This is a genomic window from Pistricoccus aurantiacus (assembly GCF_007954585.1).
In the GTDB taxonomy this organism is placed as follows: Bacteria; Pseudomonadota; Gammaproteobacteria; order Pseudomonadales; family Halomonadaceae; genus Pistricoccus; species Pistricoccus aurantiacus.
In genome coordinates, this window is sequence record NZ_CP042382.1 from 1192215 (window position 1) to 1214246 (window position 22032).

24 protein-coding genes are annotated in these 22032 nt (G+C 61.1%); 21 read left to right on the forward strand and 3 right to left on the reverse strand.

Going from position 1 to position 22032, the window contains the following annotated elements; all coding sequences use genetic code 11:
• Position 1: 1 nt before the first annotated feature.
• Both traD and FGL86_RS05775 read left to right on the forward strand, forming a co-directional pair.
• Positions 2 to 2212, forward strand: a complete 2211-nt coding sequence (gene traD / locus FGL86_RS05770) for a type IV conjugative transfer system coupling protein TraD (RefSeq protein WP_147183696.1) — start codon at positions 2 to 4, stop codon at positions 2210 to 2212.
• Positions 2199 to 2903, forward strand: coding sequence for a TIGR03747 family integrating conjugative element membrane protein (locus FGL86_RS05775; protein ID WP_147183697.1), 705 nt, complete (start codon positions 2199 to 2201; stop codon positions 2901 to 2903). Before traD ends, FGL86_RS05775 begins: the two co-directional genes overlap by 14 nt.
• Before the next feature lie 40 nt (positions 2904 to 2943).
• Here the strand turns inward: FGL86_RS05775 and FGL86_RS05780 are convergent, their stop codons facing one another.
• Positions 2944 to 3366 (reverse strand): DUF6166 domain-containing protein, encoded by a 423-nt coding sequence (locus FGL86_RS05780; protein WP_222433797.1) that lies wholly within the window; start codon positions 3364 to 3366, stop codon positions 2944 to 2946.
• Positions 3367 to 3539: 173 nt separating this feature from the next.
• Here FGL86_RS05780 and FGL86_RS05785 point away from each other — a divergent pair, with 173 nt between their 5' ends.
• The 19 genes from FGL86_RS05785 (at position 3540) to FGL86_RS05875 (ending at position 19086) form a co-directional block, all read left to right on the forward strand.
• Positions 3540 to 3911, forward strand: coding sequence for an integrative conjugative element protein, RAQPRD family (locus tag FGL86_RS05785; RefSeq protein ID WP_186764480.1), 372 nt, complete (start codon positions 3540 to 3542; stop codon positions 3909 to 3911).
• On the forward strand, positions 3911 to 4126 hold the full coding sequence (locus FGL86_RS05790; RefSeq protein ID WP_147183699.1) for a DUF3262 family protein: 216 nt from the start codon (positions 3911 to 3913) through the stop codon (positions 4124 to 4126). Before FGL86_RS05785 ends, FGL86_RS05790 begins: the two co-directional genes overlap by 1 nt.
• A 79-nt stretch (positions 4127 to 4205) precedes the next feature.
• Complete coding sequence (locus FGL86_RS05795; protein ID WP_246131738.1) at positions 4206 to 4580, forward strand: TIGR03745 family integrating conjugative element membrane protein; 375 nt, start codon at positions 4206 to 4208, stop codon at positions 4578 to 4580.
• A 13-nt stretch (positions 4581 to 4593) separates the two neighbouring features.
• On the forward strand, positions 4594 to 4971 hold the full coding sequence (locus FGL86_RS05800) for a TIGR03750 family conjugal transfer protein (protein WP_147183700.1): 378 nt from the start codon (positions 4594 to 4596) through the stop codon (positions 4969 to 4971).
• Positions 4968 to 5618 (forward strand): PFL_4703 family integrating conjugative element protein, encoded by a 651-nt coding sequence (locus tag FGL86_RS05805; protein ID WP_147183701.1) that lies wholly within the window; start codon positions 4968 to 4970, stop codon positions 5616 to 5618. The genes FGL86_RS05800 and FGL86_RS05805 overlap by 4 nt, the downstream gene beginning before the upstream one ends.
• Complete coding sequence (locus FGL86_RS05810; protein ID WP_246131739.1) at positions 5618 to 6472, forward strand: TIGR03749 family integrating conjugative element protein; 855 nt, start codon at positions 5618 to 5620, stop codon at positions 6470 to 6472. The genes FGL86_RS05805 and FGL86_RS05810 overlap by 1 nt, the downstream gene beginning before the upstream one ends.
• Positions 6469 to 7935 (forward strand): TIGR03752 family integrating conjugative element protein, encoded by a 1467-nt coding sequence (locus FGL86_RS05815; RefSeq protein ID WP_147183702.1) that lies wholly within the window; start codon positions 6469 to 6471, stop codon positions 7933 to 7935. The genes FGL86_RS05810 and FGL86_RS05815 overlap by 4 nt, the downstream gene beginning before the upstream one ends.
• Entirely contained in the window at positions 7898 to 8395 is a 498-nt protein-coding gene (locus FGL86_RS05820) for a TIGR03751 family conjugal transfer lipoprotein (RefSeq protein ID WP_147183703.1), read from the forward strand. Before FGL86_RS05815 ends, FGL86_RS05820 begins: the two co-directional genes overlap by 38 nt.
• Positions 8395 to 11337, forward strand: a complete 2943-nt coding sequence (locus FGL86_RS05825; protein ID WP_147183704.1) for a conjugative transfer ATPase — start codon at positions 8395 to 8397, stop codon at positions 11335 to 11337. The genes FGL86_RS05820 and FGL86_RS05825 overlap by 1 nt, the downstream gene beginning before the upstream one ends.
• 4 nt (positions 11338 to 11341) lie before the next feature.
• Complete coding sequence (locus tag FGL86_RS05830) at positions 11342 to 11884, forward strand: DUF2726 domain-containing protein (protein ID WP_186764481.1); 543 nt, start codon at positions 11342 to 11344, stop codon at positions 11882 to 11884.
• Positions 11805 to 11972 (forward strand): hypothetical protein, encoded by a 168-nt coding sequence (locus tag FGL86_RS18375; RefSeq protein WP_425468313.1) that lies wholly within the window; start codon positions 11805 to 11807, stop codon positions 11970 to 11972. Before FGL86_RS05830 ends, FGL86_RS18375 begins: the two co-directional genes overlap by 80 nt.
• Positions 11890 to 12543, forward strand: coding sequence for a hypothetical protein (locus tag FGL86_RS05835; RefSeq protein WP_147183706.1), 654 nt, complete (start codon positions 11890 to 11892; stop codon positions 12541 to 12543). Before FGL86_RS18375 ends, FGL86_RS05835 begins: the two co-directional genes overlap by 83 nt.
• An 11-nt stretch (positions 12544 to 12554) precedes the next feature.
• Positions 12555 to 13304, forward strand: coding sequence for a DsbC family protein (locus tag FGL86_RS05840; RefSeq protein ID WP_147183707.1), 750 nt, complete (start codon positions 12555 to 12557; stop codon positions 13302 to 13304).
• Complete coding sequence (locus tag FGL86_RS05845; RefSeq protein ID WP_147183708.1) at positions 13301 to 13954, forward strand: LOG family protein; 654 nt, start codon at positions 13301 to 13303, stop codon at positions 13952 to 13954. Before FGL86_RS05840 ends, FGL86_RS05845 begins: the two co-directional genes overlap by 4 nt.
• Positions 13955 to 14370: 416 nt before the next feature.
• The gene (locus tag FGL86_RS05855; protein ID WP_147183710.1) at positions 14371 to 14805 is read left to right on the forward strand and encodes a TIGR03757 family integrating conjugative element protein; all 435 of its coding nucleotides are present in this window, start codon (positions 14371 to 14373) and stop codon (positions 14803 to 14805) included.
• Positions 14802 to 15755 (forward strand): TIGR03756 family integrating conjugative element protein, encoded by a 954-nt coding sequence (locus FGL86_RS05860; protein ID WP_147183711.1) that lies wholly within the window; start codon positions 14802 to 14804, stop codon positions 15753 to 15755. The genes FGL86_RS05855 and FGL86_RS05860 overlap by 4 nt, the downstream gene beginning before the upstream one ends.
• Positions 15756 to 15758: 3 nt before the next feature.
• Positions 15759 to 17186, forward strand: a complete 1428-nt coding sequence (locus FGL86_RS05865; protein ID WP_186764482.1) for a hypothetical protein — start codon at positions 15759 to 15761, stop codon at positions 17184 to 17186.
• Positions 17186 to 17563, forward strand: a complete 378-nt coding sequence (locus FGL86_RS05870) for a hypothetical protein (RefSeq protein WP_147183712.1) — start codon at positions 17186 to 17188, stop codon at positions 17561 to 17563. Before FGL86_RS05865 ends, FGL86_RS05870 begins: the two co-directional genes overlap by 1 nt.
• Positions 17560 to 19086, forward strand: a complete 1527-nt coding sequence (locus FGL86_RS05875) for a conjugal transfer protein TraG N-terminal domain-containing protein (RefSeq protein WP_147183713.1) — start codon at positions 17560 to 17562, stop codon at positions 19084 to 19086. Before FGL86_RS05870 ends, FGL86_RS05875 begins: the two co-directional genes overlap by 4 nt.
• Positions 19087 to 19569: 483 nt before the next feature.
• Here the strand turns inward: FGL86_RS05875 and FGL86_RS05880 are convergent, their stop codons facing one another.
• A complete protein-coding gene (locus FGL86_RS05880) occupies positions 19570 to 20601 on the reverse strand; it encodes an Rpn family recombination-promoting nuclease/putative transposase (RefSeq protein ID WP_246131740.1) in 1032 nt (343 codons plus the stop codon).
• 383 nt (positions 20602 to 20984) lie between these two features.
• On the reverse strand, positions 20985 to 21944 hold the full coding sequence (locus FGL86_RS05885; protein WP_147183714.1) for an integron integrase: 960 nt from the start codon (positions 21942 to 21944) through the stop codon (positions 20985 to 20987).
• Positions 21945 to 22032 lie beyond the last annotated feature (88 nt).

Below are 22032 nucleotides of genomic sequence, written 5' to 3' on the forward strand. Positions count from 1 at the left end.
CATGAGCAGTAAACATCCGCTTGAATCCTTGCTTCGTCCCGCCGTTGAGCTCTACACCGTGGCGGTATGCGCCGGCTGTGCCGTGCTGAGCCTGTATGCTCCCTGGTCGCTGGCTCTTGCGCCGAGCGTGGGGATTATCACCGCTGCCGGCTTCGCTACCTTCGGGGTCTGGCGTTTTCGTCAGGCATGGGTGGTGCTGCGCTATCGCCGCAACATGCGGCGGCTGCCGCGCTTCGCCTTGCCGGCGCGCAAGATTCCGGTGAGCAAGCGTAACCTGTGGCTCGGCAAGGGCTTCAAATGGCAGGCGCGGCACACCCAGCGGCTGCATGAGTCGGCACAACCCGCTGCCGAGTCCTATGTACAACCGACTGTCTGGTATCAGCGAGCGCGGCGGCTGGAGCATCGCCTGGAAAGCGGCGTGTTCGGTCAGCGTATCGCCGACGTGTTGCGCTGGGACTCGCCGTTCAATCCGGTGCGCCCACTGCCGCCGGTCGGCGGTGTGCCGGCGCTGCACGCGGTCGAGTGGAAAGAGCACGACGTCTGGATGCCGCTGGGCGAGCGGGTGGGACACACCCTGGTCGAGGGCACGACGCGGGTAGGCAAGACGCGCCTGGCCGAGATCCTGATCACGCAGGACATTCATCGTGGCGACATCACCATCTGCTTCGACCCCAAAGGCGACGCCGACCTGATGATGCGCATGTACGCGGAAGCGCACAAGGCGGGACGCGGCGATGAGTTCTATATCTTCCACCTGGGCTGGCCGGACGTATCCTGCCGCTATAACGCCGTGGGACGCTTCTCGCGGCTGTCGGAGATTCCGACTCGGGTGACCGGGCAGCTGTCGGGTGAGGGCGATAGCGCTGCGTTTCGGCAGTTCGCCTGGCGGTTCGTCAACATCGTGGCCCGCGCCCGTCATGCGTTGGGCGAACGGGCGAGCTACAGTCAGATCCTGGCCGACGTGGTGAATATCGATGCGCTGTTGATTCAGTATGTCCAGGAGACGCTGGAGACGCAGATACCGGGGTCGAACCAGCAGATCACCGAGATCGAGGGCACGCTCAACGATCGCAATACACCGCTCAACATGAGGGGGCGCCACAAGCGCGTGGCGGCGATCGTCCAGTACCTACAGCAGCCAGAGGTAATCGAGGCGCTGACCGACCCCGTACTGGACGGCCTGCTGTCGGCGGTACGCTACGACAAGACCTACTTCGACAAGATCGTGGCATCCTTGCTGCCGCTGCTTGAGAAGCTGACCAGCGGCAAGATCGCCGAGCTGCTATCGCCCGACTATGACGACATCGAAGACGACCGGCCCATCATCGACTGGCAGCAGATCATTCGTAAGCGCGGCATCGTCTATGTGGGGCTGGATGCCCTGAGCGACTTCGAGGTCGCCCAGGCGGTGGGCAACTCGATGTTCGCCGACATCGTCTCGGTCGCGGGTCACATCTACAAGTTTGGCGCCGAAGATGGGCTTCCTGGTGCCAGCAGCGGCACGGACAAGAAGCTGCCGATCAACCTGCATTGCGACGAGTTCAACGAGCTGATGGGCGATGAGTTCATCCCGCTGATCAACAAGGGCGGCGGGGCCGGCATCCAGGTGACGGCCTACACCCAGACGCTCTCTGACATCGAAGCGCGCATCGGCTCCGTGGCCAAGGCCGGGCAGGTGATAGGCAACTTCAACAACCTGATCATGCTGCGGGTGCGCGAAGAGCGCACGGCGCGGCTGCTCACCGAACAGCTGCCCAAGGTCAATGTGTCGACGCGGCTGATGGTCTCCATGGCCAGCGACAACGCTGACGTCAGCTCGGATCAGGACTTCTCGAGCTCCGCCGGTGACCGTATCGGGACCGAGTCGGTCGACATGCTCGTCTCCAACGACATTATCAATCTGCCCAAGGGGCAGGCATTTGCCCTGCTTGAAGGGGGGCAACTGTGGAAGACCCGTATGCCACTGCCCTTGCCGGACAAGACCGAGAATGTGCCCAAGGATGTCGCGGACATTGCCACGCGCATGCGGGCCAAGTACATCACCGGCGACCAGTGGTGGGAGGCGGTGATGCCGCCGCCGATCGATCTGGACTTTGAGTTGCCGCCACAGCCGCACGAAGCGCGTGCTCAGGACCGCTGGATGCCTGTCGAGGAGCCGCTCGATACCCCGCTCGAGGGCAGTGCGGAGATGAATGATCATGGCGAGGGATGAAGCGCCGGCGCGGCGCGTCGAGAAAAAACGCAGCGGCGTGATCGGGTCGCTGCTGAAGCTGCCGTTCACGCTGTTCTGGATCCTGCTGATTTCGATGGTGTGTTCAATCGCGATCGAATGGCTCGGCATCTACTTCGACTGGTTTAGCCAGGCCGGCGCCGAACATGCCCGCCAGACCATGATCTCCGAGATGGGGTATCTGGACAGCCAGTTCACGCGCTCGCTGCTGGTCTCGTCGCCGGTCGAGTTTGCCACCTGCGTCGTCAACACCGGCCATGAGTGGGTGTTTGTCAAGACGGGTATTGCCGGCTGGGTCGAGCAGGGGGCGGACAGCGGTGGCTGGGCGGCAACGATCAGAACCTACCTGCAGGCGGCGATGTTCGTCACGCTCATGACGCTGACGCGCTGCGTGATCCTCACGTTGACGTCGCCGCTGTTCCTGTTGGCGGCGATCGTCGGCTTTACCGACGGGCTGGTCAGCCGTGACCTGCGCCGCTTCGGTGCCGGTCGCGAATCGGCGTTTATCTATCATCATGCCAAGCGCGCGGTGACCCCCATCTTTCTGACCGGCTGGCTGATCTATCTGTCGCTGCCGTTCTCGATCCATCCCAACCTGTTCTTGCTGCCCTGTGCGCTGCTGTTCGGGCTGATGATTGCTATTGCCACCGCGAGCTTCAAGAAGTACCTCTGATCGATTCCGCCTCGTCGCTGCTGGGGCGAAGTCCCAAGGGTCATTCGATCAGCTCAGGCTCACCGCACTCCTGATAGATGTGCGACACCGGAATGTTCGGTTCGGCACCCTGGGGGAGTTGGGACACCACTTTTTCCAGAATCTCCCGCGCCTTATCGGCAAGGACACCACGGTCGAAAATAGCCGGGTAAACAAGCGCCGCCAGGGCGTGGCTCAAACTCTGGGGACCCGTGCCCTGGTACCCCCATGCGTATCCCCCTTCATACTGAAAAAGATCGTAACGCGAGACAACCAGTTCGGCTTGAGCATCGTCATGGGCACGATATAGCGCCACCGGCGCACCTTCCACCACACGAAAAAGAATCGTCCCCCTTATACCGGGGTGGGGTGAGTCATTATCACTGTGGGTCGAGTGCCGGGTATGGCTGAAGTCATAGTCTTCCAGACGCTTCCTTTCACTCATGTGCATGTCCTCGTCAATGTGTTCGGGCTTTTAGCTCCCGGCGGCTATAGTCGCGCATTTCAGCGGCTCAGTGAAGAATACCCGTCTGTTTCGCTTAACGTTTCGGGCTGATCTCGCCAGCCCATCCCTTGACCATGGGGCCATGTCGTCACCACTCACGACTGGACTCCATCATGACGCTGCGCAAATACACTCCTCTCTTCGGCAAGGGCTCTCCGGGCAAGTCATTTCTGCTGCTGGGGTTGCTCCTGGCCAGCACGATATCGATTTCTGCTCAGGCCGACGATGTCGATGAGGTTCAGCGTCGCGACCTGGCCCTGATCCAGACACAGATCGAGCAGATCAAGGTGGTCGTCGCGCGCGTCGATGCCCGTCAACGCCAAGCCGATCCGGCAACGACGCGACTCTATTTCGATATTCCCCGGCTGCGGGCGGACCTCGATTCGATCACCACCGGCATCGATACCTATCTCGCCCCGGATCGGCTGCTGCCGCGCCGGCCACGGCCACTTGTTGGCGACTATCTCGATGATCGGGGGCAGTGATGGGGGCGTTTCAGGCCGGTTCCGGCATGGGGGAGGGGGAGCTCTATTTACTGATCGCCGGCGTGGGTCTCGCGGGGATTCTGATCGCTGCCGGCTGGATTTTTGTGTCGGCCTATCGCGGCTATGCCAGGGGGCGGGTCGATGGCGACATTCTCGCGGTAGTGAGTGTGAAAGCACTTGTGCTGATCTTGCTGTTTTTCTGGCTGCTTCTTTAATGCTGCCAGTCGACGCGCCTCGTCTTGGGGCGGCACCAACGGGTCCAGGTGGGCCTTCCATTGCAATGAGGATGTTCACATGAAATTTACAACAGTTATGAAGCGTACTTCCCACGTGTTCACGTCTGCGTGCCAGCGGCTGGTCGTGCTGGCGAGTGCCGTCGTGCCTGGTGTGGCGTTAGCGGAACTACCGACGCTTGAAGAGCCGACGCAGGGCAGTGGCGGCATTCGTACAACGGCGCAGGGCTACATGTACGACGGCTTCATTCTTGCCGGCCTGCTGCTGTCCACCGCCGCGTTTATCTGGGTGGGTATTGGTTGCCTCGCGTCGTTCAACGAAGGTCGTCAGCGCGGCGAGTGGACCAAGTTCGGCGTGACCGCCTTCGTTGGCGTCGTGCTGATCCTGGTCGTCATCTGGCTGGCCACCGAAGCCGGGCCGATTCTTTCTCAGTAAAGAGGTAAGCGTCATGGCGAGCATCGATTTCATCCCCAAGCGCATCAATGACCCCCCGGTGGTATTCCGGGGCATGACGCTGCGTGAAGTGGGGATCATGGCGATTAGCGGGTTTCTCGGCGGGTTGCTGCCGGGGATCGCACTGGCGATCGTCATGGGCATGCCCGCCATGGCGCCTACCGTTGGGGTGGCTTTCATGGCACTGGCACTGGTGGCCGGTGGCACCGTCATGCGCCGGATTCGACGGGGGCGACCGGCGTCGCTGCTGTATCGACAAATCACCTACAGGCTCGCGACCTGGGGCATTGCGCTCGGCGGCGAGCGCCTGATCACCCGCTCCAGCGTGTATCGCGTTGGGCGCGAACCACGGGGACCGGGAGGACTGCGATGAGCCGTCTACGCAATGCGCTGGGAGCGCGCGATGCCCATATCACCACGCTACGCGCCGTTATTTTCCTGCTGGTGATTGGCTGCGGTGCTCTGTGGTTTGGCTGGCAGAACGCGCCGAAAGATTTAACCATTTCCATTCCTCCCGATTTGCGCACCGGCTCGACGCAGAAGTGGTGGGAGAAGCCACCGTCAGCCGTCTATGCCTTCACTACCTACGTCTGGCAGCAGATCAATCGCTGGCCCGCCAACGGTGAGGCGGATTACAAGCGCAATCTCTACGCCTATTCGCCGTTTCTCACTCCGGCCTGCCAGGTCGAACTCGAGGAAGATTATCGTGCCCGCAAGCGGCGCAACGAACTGGACCGGCGTGAGCGCAGCATCTTCGAGATACCCGGACGCGGGTTCAGCAACGACCCGTCCGGGCCGGGTTCGGTCGAGATCGTGTCGCGCGACGAATGGGTTGTGAATCTCGATCTTGCTGTTCTTGAGACCTACGCCGGGACGCCGATTCGCGATGTCTACATGCGCTTCCCGATGAGCGTCGTGCGTGCCGAGGACGACCCCGAAGGCAATCCCTGGGGCATGAAGATCAACTGTTTGGCACGCTCGGCACAGCGTCTGGAGATTCCCGGACAGGAGGAGGACTGATGAACCGCCTCAAGACAGCGTTATTGCGAGGCGGACTGTGCGCCTTGCTGCTGAGCATGGCGCTTCAGGCGCATGCTGTGGAAATCCTGCACTGGGATCGCAAGCCGCTCCCTGTTGATTTGCCGGTGGGCGGCGAGCGCGTCATCGTGCTGGACCGCAACGTGCGTGTCGGGCTTCCACGGGAGATTGCCAGCGCCGATATCTTGCGCGTGCAAAGTGCAGGCGGGGCCATTTATCTCAAGGCGAGCCAGCCCTTCGATACCCAGCGGGTGCGTATCCAGGACGTCGAGACCAATGAGGTCGTACTGCTCGATCTGACCGCCAAGGAAAGCGGGGCCAGCGCTGAAGATATCAAGGTGGTGATTCCCGACGGTGGAGTCGCGAGCAGTCATGACGAGGCCGCTTCACAAGAGGGCAATCGATCGACAGCGGATAGTGATCAGGGCGCTGATGGGGCGCTCGGTCTGCCGGCGCCTGTGGCGCTGACACGCTTTGCCGCACAGTCCCTCTATGCACCCAGCCGGACGATTCAGCCGGTGCCGGGGCTCAATCGGGTGGCGATGCGCCTGCCGGCCAGCATGCCGTCGCTGATGCCTTCGCTGCCGGTCAAGGCGACGCCGGTGGCGGCCTGGAAGCTCAACGCCTGGACCGTCACGGCGGTCAAGCTCATCAACCGTGATCCGGTGCGCACCTTCGAGTTGGACCCGCGCTGGCTTCAGGGCGAGCTGTATAGCGCCGCCTTCATGCATCCCACGCTGGGACGTCGCGGCAGTCTCGAGGACACCACGACGGTGTTTATCGTGACCAACGGGGTATCGCTGGCTCAGGCGCTGCCGCTGGGAGGTGACTCATGACGCTCCGGGGCAACATGCTGCTCAAGTTCGGTGTGCCGCTGCTGCTTATCGTCATGAGCATGGTCGTCGTCAAGGGGTGTAGCAGCGATGATGATGAGAGGCAGCCGTCACAAGAGGACCCCACGCGCACCCTGACGCGGGAGGAAATGGACGCGCTGGGTATCAGTGGTGATTCGTCAAAGGACACCGTGGCCACGCTGGTTGGCAAGATGAACGCCTGGGATCGCGAGCGTCAGCGTGATCAGGAGCGCGTCGACAGTCTGGTCGAGGAAAACGCGCGTCTGGCCGAGCGGGCGTCCAATGTTGACCGTGCCGTTGATAAAGCGATTGGCGAAGAGCGCGAACGCCAGCAGCGCATTCGCGAGCGGAACGAGCAATCCTTGTTGTCTCGTTTTGAGCAGCGCCTTAACCGCCTGATACCTGATGATCAGGCCGGTAGCGGCGCTGACGATGACTTGCCGATCGGTCTTGGACTCGAAGGCGGCAGTCCATCCGGCTCAAGGGTGGGTGATCTTGCCTGGGTCGAGCCGATGGACCAGCGCCAGGACGAAGGCCGCGCGGGCAGTCGTCGCCAGGGCGGGAGCTCTGCGTTTCCGACCTCATTCAAGGCAGCGGCAGAGGGTGTGGGCGACACGGCATCACGCACATCCAGCGCCGTGCGCTCCAGTGTCACGGGCCAGCCTGACGCGTCGACGGTCGAGCCGATCTATACCATCCCCGAGAATTCGACGCTGATGGGGTCGCTGGCCATGACCGCGCTTTTGGGTCGTGTGCCAGTGGATGGCACCGTCAACGACCCCTATCCGTTCAAGGTCATGATCGGCAAGGACAACCTGACCGCCAACGGCATCGAGCTCCCCGAGGTGCAGGCCGCCGTTGCCAGCGGTACCGCAACGGGGGATTGGACGCTTTCCTGTGTGCGCGGAAACATCTCCAGCCTGACCTTCGTCTTCGCGGACGGCACGGTCCGGACCGTGCCGTCACCGGAGGACGTCAACCAAGGCGGCGGCGGGAATGACAACCGTCACAGCCAGACCATCGGGGGTGGCAATTCGATCGGCTGGATCAGCGATCAGGCGGGCCTGCCCTGCATCAGCGGTGTGCGTCGCAGCAATGCCCAACAGTACCTGGGCACCCAGAGCCTGCTCACCGCCGCCGGCGCCGGCGTGGCGACTCTGCTCGCCGATGACGATGCGAGATCGATCACCACGATCGGTGCCGATGGCTCGATTTCTCAGGCCATGAGCGGCAGTCAGGCGGCAGGCCAGATCATGAGCCAGGGCATCAGCGATATGAGCCAGTGGGTCAACAAGCTCTACGGCGAAGCATTCGCTGCCGTGTATGTGCCGCCCGGCCAGGACGTGGCCATTCATATCAACAAGCAGCTGCCGATCGACTATGAGACCGAGGGGAGGAAGGTGCGCTATGACACGTCAACCGCAACCACAATCGCGCTCGACTGACTTCTTGACAACGCATCGTGCCGCCTGGGTCACGCTGGCATTCGTCGGCATGGCGCTGCTGTCCGGCTGTGCCACGTCCAAGGATGAGTTGATGCCCACCAACGGCGTGACCATGCAGGAGTTGTGGAAGCAAGGCTCCAGCCAGGCCAGTGGCTCGGCTTCGCCCGGCGGCCCAAGCGCTCAAGCGGTCGAGTCGGCACGTGGTGTGTTGCGTCGTCCGATTGGCGCGGCGCAGATGAATGATGAGCGCACGCGCTACACGCGTGATGCGGCCAATGAGATTCACAGCCAGTTTTCGCGCCTGCCCAACCCGGACCTGGTGATCTATATCTACCCGCACTTGGCGGGGGGCAGTGAGTCGATACCGGTACCCGGCTATTCGAGCGTGTTTCCACTTTACAGCACACCGCAGTATGCAATGCCCGGTGAGGGCGCACGTCCAGCAGGGAGGACGCGTTGATGTCTTCATTCAATGACTTCATGAGCCGTTTATTCCCCGCCAAGGGGGCGTCCGCCAGTGAAGGCGCGCCGAGCGCTGCAGGAGACGATGCCGCACCGCCGCAGGAGGTGCCCAATGCCCGCGCCTTGCTGACCGACGAGACGGGGCGGCCCCTGTCGCTGCCGCGCGGCAAGCTGCCCAGTATTGCCAATATCCGTCGCAGCTATGAGCGTGCGCCTTCCTTTGCGAGTCGTTTGCCCTGGGCAGAGTATTTGCCCGCGTCGGGCTGCTTTCTGCTCGAGGACGGGGTGTCGCTGGGAGTGGTCGCCGAGATCACTCCGGCGCCGTCCGAGGGGCGCTCGCTAGAGGCCCTGGTGGCAGTGCGCGACCAGATCGAGTCGGCGCTCCAGGATAGCCTGCCCGAGCTCGATGCTCAGCAGTGGGTGGTCCAGCTCTACACCAAGGACGACACGGACCCGCGCGAGGATCTCCAGCGCATTCGAGATTCGATCCCGGAGGCGCTCAAGGAAACCCCGTATACACAGGCGTGGCTGGGCAGCATGGAGGCGCACTTCAGGGCCATCTCCAGGCCCGATGGGCTGTTCGAGGATGACATCATCACCCAGACCGTCTGGCGCGGTCAGACGCGGCGCACGCGCCTGGTGCTCTACCGTTGGTCGGGACAGGGCAAGGCAAAGCTCGGCGAGCGACGCTCGCGCCTGTCGCCGGAGGCGATGATCAATCATGTCTTTAGCAAATTGGAAGCCAAGCTGGCCAGCGCCGGCCTGCCGGTGCGCCGCTACAATGGTCGTGATTTCCATCGCTGGATGATGCCGCGCTTCAATCCGCGTCCGGCATTTGCACCCGACGATCCGCAGCGTTTTTACGACATCTTCGACTATCCTGGCGACGACCCCGATGAGCAGATGTGGTCTTACGACCTTTCTGAGGGGATGTTGGCCAGCTCCCCGCGTGCCGACGCGGAGTCGGGGCTCTGGTACTTCGACGGTGAGCCGCAGCGGGTCATCCCCGTCGAGGAGCTGCGCAAGGTGCCCAAGGTGGGGCACCTGACCGCTGAAATCTCGCGCGGGCAGACATCGGTACGCAACGCCACCTTCGATGTCTTGCCGTTGGGTGTCGAGGCGTGCATGACCATCGTGGCGATCCCCCAGGAGCCTCTGGAGAGCCACATCGAGCTGCTGCGCAAGAAGGCGGTGGGCGATAGCGTGCTGGCCGAGAACGTGCGGGAAGACTGCGATCGGGCACGCGAGTTTCTGGGCAAGGATCACAAGATGTATCAGTCGGCCCTGGCGTTTTTTGTCAATGGCCATGATGAGAGGGAGTTGGATCAGCGTGTCCTGGATCTGACAACCCAGCTCAGCACCGCCGACCTCAAACCGGTCGAGCCGGAAAACGAGGTGGCGGCACTCAACACCTACCTGCGCTGGCTGCCCATGAACTTCGATCCCGAGATCGATCGAAACAACCGCTGGTACACCCGTTTCAATTTCGTTCAGCACCTGGCCAACCTGGCGCCTCTCTATGGGCGCGCGCGGGGCACGGGGCATCCGGGTATCAGTTTTTTCAACCGGGGCGGCGAGTCGTTGACGTTTGATCCGCTGCACCAGCTCGACCGCAAGCAGAATGCCCACATGTTCGTGTTCGGCCCCACTGGGGCGGGCAAGTCGGCCACCCTGAACTCGATGTTGGGTCAGGTGATGGCGATGCGCCGTCCGCGCCTGTTCATCATCGAAAAGGGCAACTCCTTCGGCCTGCTGGTCGATTATTTCGAGCGCATGGGGATGTCGGTCAACAAGGTGAAGCTGGCACCGGGGGCCAACGCCAAGCTGCCGCCGTTTGCCGATGCGCATCGCTTGCTGGATCCCGAGGTTCTGGCGCGACGCGTGGTGCGCGACCGACAGGACTATGGCGAATCACCCGATGAGCCGGCGGCCAGCCCGGAGGCGATGCTCGAGGCGATCAACACCGATGACGACGACGAGGATGCCGAGCGTGATCTGCTGGGTGAGATGGAGATGATGGCGCGACTGATGATCACTGGCGGTGATGCCAAGGAGGAAGCGGACTATCGGCGCGCCGACAACCGCATGGTGCGTGATGCGGTGATGATTGCCGCCGAGATGTCCCACGCCGAAGATCGCCAGTGCTTGTCGGAGGACGTGCGACAGGCATTTTACGAGCTTTCACGTGACGAGAACATTCCCGAGGAGCGTCGTCGGCGCGCCTATACGATGGGTGAGAGCATCGGCATGTTCTGCGACGGGTTCGATGGGCAGGTGTTCAACCGGACCGGCGAAACCTGGCCCGAGTGTGACGTGACGCTCATCGACCTGGCGCACTACGCCAACCCCGGCTATGAGGCGCAGCTGGCACTCGCGGTGATGTCGATCACCAACATGATTACCACCATGGCCGAGCGCGACCAATACAGCGGTCGGCCCATCGTGCAGGTGATTGACGAGTGCCACTTGCTGACGGCTAACCCGCTACTGGCGCCCTTCCTGGTTGGCGTGGCCAAGATGGGGCGTAAACTCGCCCATTGGCTGTGGCTGGCGACCCAGAACGTCAAGGACTTCCCGGACGTGTCGGCCAAGATGCTCAACATGCTGGAGTGGTGGCTGCTGCTCAACATGCCGCCCAACGAGATCGCCGAGGTGGCGCGCTTCAAGACGCTCACCGATGACCAGCGCCTGCTGATCGAGTCGGCGACCAAGGCATCCGGCAAGTACACCGAAGGGGTGGTGCTGGGCGGGCGCTTGCAATCGCTGTTTCGCGTCGTGCCGCCGAGTCTGTATCTGTCGCTGGCCGGCACCGAGCCGGAGGAGAAGGCCGAGCGGGCCGAGATCATGCGCGATCTGGACTGCTCTGAGCTCGATGCGGCGATCAAGGTGGCGGAGAGGCTCGACCAACTGCGCGGGCTTGAACCCTTGGCATCGGAGTAGCCTCGTGACCTGGAACGACGTGACTTTCTTTGCTCTGGTGCTTGCTTCGTTTGCCTTGATCCTGACCGCGCTCACTTTGGGCGTGAGGCGCATCCAGCGGGTGGTGTTCGGTCGGGCAGAGTTGCCCTATGCCTCCCGAGGCGCCCTCAATACGCCGACCGAGCAGGCATTTTATGCCGCACTGCATCGTGCCGTGGGGGCACAAACGATGATCGCCTGCAAGGTTCGGCTCGCCGACGTGCTCAAGGTGCGCTTTCGCAAGCGTTACTCCAACGATCAGCGGTGGTGGCGTTACTTCCGTCAAATCAGCGCGAAACACGTGGATATGGTGCTGTGTGAGCCGCGTGGGGGACATGTGCTGCTCGCCATTGAGCTCGATGATCGTAGCCACCTGCGCCGTGATCGAAGACGCAGCGACCGTTTCAAGGATCGGGCGTTTGCGGCGGCGGGCATCCCGCTGGTGCGCTTTGCAGCCAGCGGTCGATACGATGCTCAAGATATTCATGCACGCCTTGCGCCGTACCTCGTGCCTCAGGAAAAAGGATAGGTTGCATGTCACCATTCAGAATCACTCAGACCATGAGCACGGATGCACAGCGGCGCACGCTGCATCTGCTGCCAGCACTTCAGACTGATCCGTTTGATCGTGTCGTGCCGGGCGACATCTCGCTGACGATCACGCTCAGCTGGCTCAACGAGCCCGTCAGCCCATCGAGTGGCTGGATCATCCGACAGCCCTATCCCAACCAGCTGTATTTCGTTGGGGGATCCGACGACTGTCATCTCGGGCACTTCGTCAGCCTGCCGGAGGATCAGCTGGCAGGGGAAGTTGTTTTTCACTGGACCGTCGCGGCGCCTGGCGTGCCGCCGGGGAGTTTTCAGGTCTCGCATCGCCTGGACCTGGCCTTCAACAAGGGTGTCGGTCAGGTGTATTCCATGGACGTGGCCAACTGGTGGACGCAGAGCGAGTTTTTCAGCAATGAACACGCCACGCCTGAGATCGGACGCAACCGGTTCTCACGGCTCAAGTCTCAGGGGGTCTCGCCAGTGAGGCGCGCGTGCGTTGACGAGTCGATTCGCGAGGGGTGCCGCCATGTCGACATCCATGAGTCTCTATCCCTGCCGGCGATCACCCTCAACGATTGCTGGACCATTGAACGCTACGGCGGTGATGCTGGCCTGGCAAGCCTGGAGGTGTTGCGGTGAGGCGCTTGTCGATGGCATTCATACCGGTCGTTGCGAGCATGGCCATACTGGCCTCTTCGACGGCACTGGCAGAGCTTAATGATGAAACCCCGGCATCGCTGCAGCAGCTCACGATCAATGGCCAGGCATTGACTCCCGAGTCGGTCCGTCGCGTCGCGATCGAGGGGCCAATCTATGAGGTACGGCTGCGCAACGGTGACACGTTCTACAGCGATGCCCAGGGGCGCCACATGCTGGTGGGTAGCCTTTATGACAACGCGTCCGATGGGCTCATCAATGTCACCGAGCAGCACAACCGTCAAAAACGGCTGGACCAGCTGAGCGTAGCGATCGAGAAGAACAACACGGTGAGCTATCCCGCCCAGGGCGAGCCAGTGGGGGAGGTCGCGGTGTTCACCGACACGACCTGTCCCTACTGCCAGCGGCTGCACCAGGAACTTGATCAGCTGACGGCTGCTGGCATCACGGTGCATTACATCCCTTTCTCGCGTGCTGCTCGAGAATCCCCAGCCGCCCATCAACTGACGCAGGTAATGTGTTCCGCAGACCCGCAGGGTGCGATGACAGCGGTATTCTCTGGCCAGCATCTGGAGGTCACACCGACAGAGGATTGCCAGGCGGCGATTGATCAGGACTTTCAGCTGGGACAGCGGTTTGGGGTGCAGGGAACGCCCACGATCATATTGCCATCAGGTGAGATGGGGGAAGGGTATGTGCCTGCAGAACAGCTGATTCAAGCGGTCGAGGAAGCAGTGCCATGAACAGTGATCATTCGGTGACGCTAACCCCTGCAGCGCAGGCCACGCTGCTGCTGACTTGCTATTTCGGTAAAGCCACCAGGGATACAGTAAATCCGTTGACCCCGGTCGAGTGGAGTCAGTTTTCGCAATGGCTTCATGAGCGAGGGTTTACGCCTGTCGATCTGCTCCAGATTGAGAGCAAGCCGATGCTATGCGAATGGGATGGTTCCAGCATAACCGTGGAGCGCATCAAGTACCTGTTGCGGCGTGGTGTAGGCATGGCGCTGGCAGTAGAAAAATGGCTGCGCGCCGGTTTATGGATCATTACTCGCTCTGATCCCGAATATCCCGAGCAGTTGGAGGTGCAGCTAAAACATGCTGCGCCGCCAGTGCTGTTTGGCTGTGGTGATGTGGGGCTTCTCACCTCGGGCAGGGGTGTCATTGTTGAGTCGAGTAGCACCGAGCAAGGGAGTCTTGATTTTGCCTACCATCTGGATGGCAGTGCTGTTCAGGGTGATGAAGCCACTCTGTTTAGAACGCTATCAGGAAATGCAGGGGTGATTGGCTTTCTCAGTGAGGGGCTGCTGCAAGCGACCCTCTCGGCGAAGTGGCGACAAGCACTGGTGGCTGGCAGCTTGGCGTTGGTCTCACCCAGCTCTCCGGGGAGCTGACTTTAAAGCTTCCCAGTCGCCGTCGCCCGCCGGCTCGAACGGCCCGACCAGCTTTAGAACACTGCCGCGCAGACGCTCCAGTGGCAAGCGCTGATCGGACCGGTATCGACGCACCTCTATAGCGGGTCGCCCCTTGTCGGTGACGATGACCGGCTCCCCCGAGGCTTCGATCTGACGGAGTATTTCAAGCGCGCGGGCTTTGAACTGTGTCTTTGAAATTTCTTCTGAGCGCATTGCTGTACCCCCTAGTCATTCATCCTAGTCATCAAGATAGCGAGAGAATGGCCACGGCAACAAGTCGCAACATGCTGCGGGATCCAACTAAAACCCTACCCGATCCATTTAACATTCTCTGCTGCCTCTGACCCTCTTTCCCGATACACCTCTAGGTTGGATCCATTCATGGGAGCCGACCTATGCCCATTGCTTCTCTCCGGCCACATGCTGCGCTACCAATCCTCTGCACTGTCGCCACGGCGGCCTGGTGCAGCGCCGCTGCTGCCGGCGTCGAGGTGTTCACCATCGCCGGCGAGCCGGTGGTCAATCTTCCCGACGCCGCTGTGGTCGTGGAGCTGGATGCGCCGGCGCGGCTGGATGCACAAATCTCACAGGGTCTGCCGGCGGATCCTGAGCAGGCCGAGCAGGTGCTGCAGGCGCGCATGAATAATTCAGAGTGGCAGGCCGCGTTCAAGCGCTACGCCGAGCTGTATACCGGCGTGGCACGCGCTTGGATGCTGGGCGTTGAGAAGGTGCCGGCTGTCGTCGTCGACAGTGAGTATGTCGTCTATGGCGAGCCCGATGTGCAAGCGGCGCTTGAGGAAATTGAGCAGGCGCGAAGGAGTCGTCAATGAGACGTATACGGACACCACTTCCCGTCACACTGGTCGCCGCCCTGGTGATCGGGTTGACCAGTATGATGCCAGCGCCCCAGGCGCGGGCCATTACGACGCCGGAGATCATTGCATCCTCGTTGAGCACGGAATGCCTGGATTATGAGGTGATTGGCATTTGCGTCTGGCTTCGCTGCTCATCGTTTGGCTGCACGGTAAGAACCTCGATCCGTGTGAAGCACTATATCCCCGAGCTGGTGGTGTCGTCGTATGAAAATACCGGCGACAACCCCTGGACCGAGATCGCCATGCTCTCACCGCCGCTCGGCGATGCCCTGGGCGGTGGATCGAGTGATGTGCGGGTGGCGCACGAGCACGTCAATACGCGCTTCAAGAACACGGATGCGATTGGCCATCCCGGCGGAGCGTTTTACGACTTCATCAGTAACTTCGGCTGGTCCTGTGACTCGCCTGCGGTGCCGTTCAAGCCGTACTTCCTGTCCACGCTGGATGCACTGGCCTGGCGTTCCGGCATTCCCGAGATGGCCTATCCCGAGGCATTGATTCCCGGCAGGCGCGAAATGGGGACTCTGGGTGACTTATGGAGCCCGATCTACCCCCGCAGCGGGTTTGTCTCCCAGACCCACGACTACAAGACCGCCGCGACCACCGCGCAGCGTGCCGCCGATATTGTTACGCGCCGCGGTCAGCCGCACGTCTACTCGCCTCTGGTGCCTCGCGGCGGTGACAATAGCGGGCGTTGGCCGCCCGATCCAGTCATGGAGGGCGACGCCAGCACGCACAAGTGGCAGCGCCTGGAGCCCGACAAGACCATGTCGTGCTCGATTTTCCCGGATGGGGGGGAGAACAACCTGCTGCGCGACCCTGGCGATTATGCCTGGACGCTGTGGCGGCCCTATCGCTGTTGCAAGAAGCGCGGCAAGAAACTGCTGTTTTTCACCGGAGGGTAAGCCGTGAAGCGACGCATCCTAAAGAGCCTGGTGCTCTCGGTAGCACTGGTAACGCCAGCGCTGGCTCAGGCGCAGTCTGCAGACAACCTCTACTACGACATTGGCGGCGCGTTGCCCTTCGGGGCGTCTGCCGGCGTCGGACATGGCCCTCGCATTCAAGGGACAGGGGTTCGCTGGAACATCAATGCGACCTGCGGCAACTTCGACATCGGGGCGACGGTATCGAACCAGCTCAATGGCGTGACCGACGGCTTCAAGAACATGATGGGGAATGTGGTTCAGAACGCCACTGGAGCGGTGGCGAGCCTGCCGGCGATGATCATCCAGCGCTCGAACCCGGCGCTCTATGACCTGCTCACCAATGGTGTGCTCCAGGGCCGGTTGGATTTTGACAAGTCCAAGCTGTCGTGTCAGCGCATGTCCGAGGCGCTGGCGGATGCCACTGTCGGTGGGCGAATGCAACAGGCGGCGATGGCCGAAAACTGGCAGGACATCGCCGCCTCTAACACTGATGCCGTGGCTGCTCAGGAAACTGCCGAACGCGAAGCTGGCGATGGTGGGCGCACCTGGGTAGGCGGCCAGAAGCGCGGCGGCGTCGGGCAGCCCCCGGTGCGCGTTGTGTCAGATACCGCGACCGCTGGCTACAACTCACTACACGGGCGCACCGACCCAACGTCCAACGATGCCATTTCGGGTGGTGGCGGCGGCTGGGGGTCAATAGCTACCTCTAGCGGCGACTGGGTTGGCGGTGGCGGTATCGCTGGCGGTGGCGGAAGTAGCGGAGCCGGGGACGATTGCCATGGTGGCATGTGCATCCTGTGGGGCTCTCCGAGCGACGCCGCCGAGTGGACGACGAAGATCGTGGGCGACACCGAGCTTCGGACTTGTGACGGCTGTGAAAAATCGCAATCCATTGCCGGTACCGGCCTGATTCGTGAGCTTGAGGACGAGCAGCAGGCCATTCACACAAGCCTGCTCGACATGCTGGGCGGGGGTGAAATTACCCAGGCCAAGCTCAACGACGTCTCGGCAGGTGACGGCCTGGCCATCTCGCGCGGCGTGATCGAGGCCATGCGCTCCGACCCCCAGGGGCCATTGCTTGCCCAGCGCCTGGCCAGCGAAATGGCGCTGGCCAGAGTGCTCACCAAAGCCATGTGGGCGCGCCGGACGCTGATGGCCGGCTCAAGCGATCCCGGCATCGAGGGCAACGAAGAGGGCATGTCGGTACTGGATCGCAAGATCGACGCCTTCAACCGCGATATCGAGCTGCTGCAAAGCGAAATGGAAATCCGTCAGTCGCTGGCCAGCAATGTGGCGACGAAAGCCCTGCGCCGTGCCACGAACCGCGCCACTAGCTCTAGCCCTGATGAAACACTCTATCTGGATCCGGTACTGGATGAGCGTGGTCGCCCGCTTAATGGAGCAGACTGATGGCGTTCAAGCGCTTTATCGATCCGCGCCGCTGGCCCTCACCGCTGGTCTTTCTGGTGGCGCTGGTCGGCGTGTTCTTCATCAGCGGGGTCGTCGTCTCGCTGGCCATTCACCTGCTGGGCAGCCGTGATGCCTTTGCGGCGGCCAGGCAGGCCGCATTGCCCTGGTTGTTCGTGTGGCGCTGGGCCTGCTATGCCGGGCTCATCGTCGGCTGGGTACGTCTTTGGAAACCTCGCGTGGTAAAGCGACTCAACGAGGATCGCGATGGTGGCGACGAGGCGCGATCGCGCCTCAAGCGGCTCGAGGCGCTGGCCATCGGCGCCATGGTGAGTATCGAGATCTTCAATCTCATTGACTGGCTGGGAGGGGCGTCATGACCGCCGATCTCAACGTCAACGACTATTTCGAGACGGTCATGCTGATGATCGGCTGGGTGGTGAACAACGCCCTCTGGTCGTCATTGATGCAGACGGGGCTGGCCCTGATGCCGTTCATCGCCCTGATTGCTTCGGAGTGGTTTCGGGTGCGCCAGGAAGGCGAGGACGAGGGTAACAAGGGGGTGTTGCTGATCGCGCGCATCGAGACGCGGCTCTACGCCATGGTGCTGTGTTACGCCTTTACCTGCGTGCCGATGATGAGCCTTTCCTTCAATCCGGTGAATGCCATCGAACGTACCGATGCCAGCGGGGGCTCGTGCAATGTCGCGGTGATCGGGCAAGGGGCGTGGGGTAGCGACACAATGAACTCGATCGGCGGTCAGACTGCCGAGATTCCGCTGTGGTGGGCCTTGGTACATGCGGTCTCCAAGGGGGTGACCAATGTGGCGGTGTCGAGCATCCCCTGTGCGCCCGATCTACAGGCCCTCACCTCAGAGATCGATGCGCAATCGATCACCGACCCCGGCCTCAAGCAGGAGCTCGGAGAGTTTAAGCGGCAGTGCTACGGTGCTGCTCGCAACAAGCTGTTTCAGGCTGGCAACACCGGTTCCATTGATGCGCTCGCTGCTCTGGACCACGACTGGCTAGGCAGCAAGTGGCTTCTGGAGACGCCCGGCTACTACGATTCGATTTATGCCGGACGACCGATCGCAGGGTTTCCCTATGACGCCAGCCGCGATCAGGCGCGACCCAGCACCGGCCCAGGTCGCCCAGGCTATCCCAGCTGCAAGGAGTGGTGGGCCGACGGTGACAATGGCTTGCGTGCCCGCCTGCATGACGAGATAGAGCCGGGAGTCTGGGACAGCGTGCGTTCGCTCTTTACCAGCTCCGCTGCCGAGGATTACGTGATTCGCCGGATGATCAGCCACCGTGCAGGCACTGCCGGCGGCAATCAGGATATGGCGGTCACGGGCTATGGCAATCTCGATGGCAGTGTCGATGACGTCCTCTCCATGGCCGCCGGTGCAGCGGGGGGCGCTGTTGCAGGCGTCATGGGCAAGGTTGGCATGGACATGCTCAAGCGCGCCCTGCCAATGGTGCAGTACATCCTGATCATGGCCGTGGTGATCTGCCTGCCGTTCGTGATGGTAGTGTCTGGCTACTCGATCAAGGTGGCTGGCACAGCGACCTTCGGGCTGTTCGCCCTGTGGTTCCTGACGTTCTGGTGGGAGCTGGCCCGCTGGATCAACGCCAACCTGGTTGACCTGATCTATAACTCTGACGCGGCGAAGATGGGCTATCTGGCTGCAGCGCAGAACAGCTACGACAAGCTGGTACTGACCTTCGTCGAGTGGGCGACGTTCCTGATCCTACCGGGGATCTGGGTTGCGGTGCTTGGGTGGGCAGGGACCAGACTCGGTGGTGCGATATCTTCCGGTATGGAATCAGGAACAAGAGGGGCAAAAGCTGCTGGGGACAAGGGGGCAAACATGGCCAAAGGTGCGGCCACTAAGGGCAAATAGCTGCCAAAACCAAAGAGCCGATCTCCGTCGGCTCTTAGTCTTCGACTTTTATACCACCTTGATAGTATCCAATGCCCTCAGGGCCATCTCTGAGCTCGGTGAAAGGCTTATCTTCTTGCTTGTTGTCCGTGGCTGGGGATGCCGCTGCGCTTGCCAGTGCCCCCACCAAGCTAGCGGCACCCGCCACAGCCACTTTCCCCGTGATCTTGAGCAGGTCAAGGGATAGCTTGCCGACGGCACGCCGGCCTTTGGGGGTCCAAAGATCAGCGGGTTTCATGGTGATACCTCCCATGTTTCATTCAGGTGCGCTTCGGAGGTTAGTCCTTTGCCGTCACTGCCAACCACTAGATCGTTGGCGTTGTCGCTCCCAAGCCACTCCTTGAGACCCGGGGACACCGCCGTAGGTGAAATATCGCTAGTATCAAGGATAGCTTGCTTAAGGGCACCGCGCCATTCGGACGATCGGTGTGGTCAGCCCTTCTATCAATGCCTAAGCTCTGTTCGAAGCTCAGTGACTTGCTCGACATCCAAGCCGGTTGCACTGGCAATCGCCTCGTCGGTCAGGGAAGTGTCACGGATCAGGTTTCGAGCGGTTTCGAGCCGGGCCTTCTCCTCGCCCTCTTGACGCCCTTCCTGTTTCCAGTGCTCGGGCCACTGCTTTGCACGTTCAGCCAACATGTTATGCACCTCGTTCAAGTCGTTCAGCGCCTGCCATTCGGCCTCTTCATCATCGGGCACCCAGCTGGGTAGCAGTACGCGCTTGATCCAGAGAGCGAAGTGACGGCGTAGCCGGGTCTGTTCCGGCGCTTGCAACCATTGTACCAGCAAACCGATCAACTCGATGGCGTCCTGGTGGCTGCGGTGATATTCCAGCCGAAAGATGGCTGACACGACGTTGCGAGTTTCCTTCGGCCACTGTTCGCTGGCCACGATCGCCCCTTCGTCCAACAACAAATACGGCAGATCCGGTCGATACTGCTCCAGTCCACCAGGTACCGGCTGGACCAGTTCCGAGACGTTGCGTGCCGCATTCCAGCGCTTTCCCCCATTGTAGAGCACAATGGGCAGCACCGGTGGCAGCTTGCCGCTCTGCGTGAGCTTCTTCTGTTTGACTAGATCCTGATACAGCAGCCCGACGTAGGTCATGATGCGTAGCGCCATGAACGCATCGACGGTGCTCTGAAACTCGATCAGCAAATAGACGTAGAGCCACTCGTCACCGAAGCGCACGCGCCAGATGACATCGTCCTCTCGATCGCGCAGATCGTCGGTCACGAAGGTGCTGCTGACTTTCTCCAGCGAATCGAGATCCAGCTGCTTGACCCACGCTTCCCGCACGAACCCCGTCAGCAGGTCGCGCACCGTCCTTGGCTCGCTGAACAGCAGTTTGTAGCTTTGATCGTGCTGGTTGTTCATGGTCCCCCAAGTAGCGAGCGCCTTGCGATGGTCTTCAAACTGCTCCAGAGCGCTGATGGTGAGCCCTTGACCACTACACTGTGGAGCATAGGACTTCATAGGAGTTACTCGTTTGTTCTGAGGTGTTCACTGAACGATGCCTACGGGCCTGCTCCGGAGCGATATGGAAAGTTAACTCCAATGCGCAGACATTCCCCGAAACGAGGGAAAGGAAAAAGGCTCACCCAAAGGGTTGTAAGGGAAGGGGGTTGAAGGGGAAGGGGCTTATCCGGAGATTGAAGGGCAAACCCCAAAGGGCCGGGCGAAAAGGCGAAAGGGAAGCGTCCGGTTAAGTCCGTCTACTAGCCGAAAGTTGGCCGCCGAGCTGAGCGTGACGTCTGCCCTTGGTGACGCTGCACGACCAAGCCACGGCGCCCGTAATGGGGGACGGGTGCTTGAGTATCAGACGGAGTCCAGTTGGAGTGGAAGTCACTGATTGACTCTCAGCCCAGCGGACTGCGAACCCCAGCGAAGCCTTGCCCCAGGACGTGGGTATAGATTTGGGTGGTTCGCAGGTCTGCGTGGCCGAGCAGATCCTGAACCGTGCGGATATCGTTACCGCGTTTTAGCAGTTCCGTGGCGAAAGAGTGCCGGAAGGTGTGGCAGCCTGCGGGCTTGCCGATACCGGCTGCTTTTACAGCATTACGCACAGCTCGCTGCACCGACGTAATATGGCGGTGATGGCGTGCGACATTACCGAGATTATCGGTACTCAACGAAGGTGAGGAGAAGAGCCATTGCCATTCCAGGGAATGGCCAGCGTTGGGATATTTTCGTGAGAGGGCATAGGGCAGACTCACCGGATGATGATACTCGGGGTCTTGCTGCTTCCAGGCTTTGCAGATGTTATCAACATGACACTTGAGCTCACCAATGAGCGTTCCCGGCATCAGCGTTGTGCGGTCTTTGGCGCCTTTGCCATCGCGGACGGTCACGATTTGCTGGCTAAAATCCAAGTCTTTAATGCGGAGCCTGCACGCCTCGGTAACCCGAAGCCCCGCACCGTACATCAGCGAAGCGATTAGGTTATCGGGGTGGCGGAGCTCATTGATGACGCGCATCGCCTCTTCGTGAGTGAGCACCACCGGTAGTCTCCGTGGCTTTTTTGAGCGGATAACCTCGCCGACTTCCCCGAGAGGTTTGTCGAGTACCTTGCTGTACAAAAACACTAGCGCATTCAGAGCCTGGGCCTGAGTCGCCGCCGCGACATTACGGTGAACAGCCAGCCAGGTTAGAAATTCATTCACCTCGCATGGTCCCATATCGCGCGGGTGTTTCATCTGCTGGAAGCGGATAAAATAGCGAATCCAGTACCAATAGGTTTTTTCCGTGCGGATGCTGTAATGATTGACGCGAATAACGGCGCGGACCTGATCGCGTAATCGAAGCGGCTTCCCATGCATGGGCTAGACTCCTATAAATACTATATTTTTATACAGTATTATTGTGTGCGCAAATTACAGAAGTCAAATGATTACGTGGCAGCCAGCA